The organism is Lachnotalea glycerini (assembly GCF_003201285.1).
GTDB classification, from domain to species: Bacteria; Bacillota; Clostridia; order Lachnospirales; family Lachnospiraceae; genus Lachnotalea; species Lachnotalea glycerini.
The window spans coordinates 1-1,627 of the sequence record NZ_QICS01000042.1; the positions used below are offsets into that span (position 1 = coordinate 1).

Genomic DNA, 1,627 nt, shown 5'->3' on the forward strand with positions numbered 1-1,627 from the left:
GCTTTACCCAAGAAGATACCTACCGGGGAGACGGACTGAACCTGTACGCATATTGCGCCAACAATCCAGTGAGCTATGTAGACCCAAGTGGGAATATCTGCGAAACAGCCGCGAATAGAATTATGGATAAGGTGGCTCAGGGACAGGCTGGGAAAAACGAGCAGAAAAAGCTGTCTGCATATTTGCGAAATAAGCAAAATAAAGGTGGATTGACATCACAAGAGCAGGAAGTGGCGAAAAAGCTTGGAGTGAATGGTGGTAATAAGAGTTCGGGGCGGTCGTATACGTCATCTGCAGATATTCCAAAAGATATTCTAAATACGAAACCTAAAAATTCACCAGATGTGAAAAAATGGTATGACAAAGGTGGGAAAATTTCCGTAGACACAGATGGGACATGGACATACAATGATTGGGAAGGAAATAAGGTTAGTTATCCAGATGGATATCCTAATTTTAAGGCTGCGGGGATGGTAAATCAAGAAGCTGATGTAGGACCATTTCAAGGTAGAAATAAAGATTTTCAGACTGCCAAAGATTTAGGCTATATTAAGAGTGAAGATGGTACATGGCACCATCATCAAGATGGAAAGACCTTGCAAGATGTAAATACAATATTTCATGATAGGTTTAGACATCGAGGAGGGATATCAAAGATGAAAAATAATAATTAATATATATCTTATTACTAATCTTCTTTTATATTTACATACAAATAATTAAGATACTATGAAATAAGGAGGATAACATATGTTATCAAGTTTTGAGAGTTTGGATAATAAAGATTTAGAAGTATTTCAAAGAAATAACAAATTAGATTTACCTGGTGATTATAAAGATTATCTATTAGAAAATAATGGTGGGAGCGCTAATGATAAGATTGTTTGTTTTAATGCTGAAAAGATAGCAGAACCTATAGCCCTGGGGTCATTATTTGGGGTGGGTAATGCTAAAAAAAGTTTATCTCTTGAAACATGGCTGAATGAGTATGGGAATGAATTGCTAGAAAATATGTTAATTATTGGGCATGCGACAGGAAGTGGTTTGGTTTTGTTAGTGAATCAAGAAGATTGGAAGGGAATCTATTTTTGGGATAATTGTTTAGATTATGAAAATTCTACAGAAGATGAATGTATGTATTTTGTTGCAAAAACCTTTAAAGAATTTTTAAATGGATTATTTTTATATAAAGAATAGAAAGTTATCGACTTTACTAAAATAAAGATTATTTTGATAAAAAGGTGATGCACTATTACAAAGCTTTGCTAAGTAATCAAAACTGTTTTAGTATTTTTAATAACTGTTTTTTGCGAATACCTAGAACACAACAAGCTTTATAACGATTGTGTTCTAGGTATTATAATTTGTAAAGAAATTTCAGAAGTTTCACCTCCGACTATGCTACTTTTATGAGGAGGGAGGCCGTTTGATTCGGGTTCTGAAACGTGCCGATTTATCAGGCTGTGGAAAAGAAGCCGTACCGAGCGGGATGGAGGGGTAACCAGACAGTTCTATGATACCGATGGGCAGCTTCGTTAAGGTTATCCGTCCTAAGGAATATGAAGCCGAAAAAGAGGCAGGAGCAGGAACCATCTATACATATGATGCCAAAGGACAGCTCTTAAGT

At 35.8% G+C, this 1,627-nt stretch carries 2 protein-coding genes; both read left to right on the forward strand.

What is annotated here, in order from left to right:
* The coding region (locus tag C8E03_RS21690) for an HNH endonuclease (protein ID WP_207657831.1) at positions 1-674 on the forward strand (674 nt) is incomplete at its 5' end.
* A gap of 76 nt (positions 675-750) precedes the next feature.
* Positions 751-1,197, forward strand: coding sequence for an SMI1/KNR4 family protein (locus C8E03_RS21695; RefSeq protein ID WP_110292104.1), 447 nt, complete (start codon positions 751-753; stop codon positions 1,195-1,197).
* Positions 1,198-1,627 lie beyond the last annotated feature (430 nt).

What these genes read in the sequence shown, in the direction of transcription:
- C8E03_RS21695 (WP_110292104.1), top strand. Translation starts at nt 751, where the DNA reads ATGTTATCAAGTTTTGAGAGTTTGGATAATAAAGATTTAGAAGTATTT.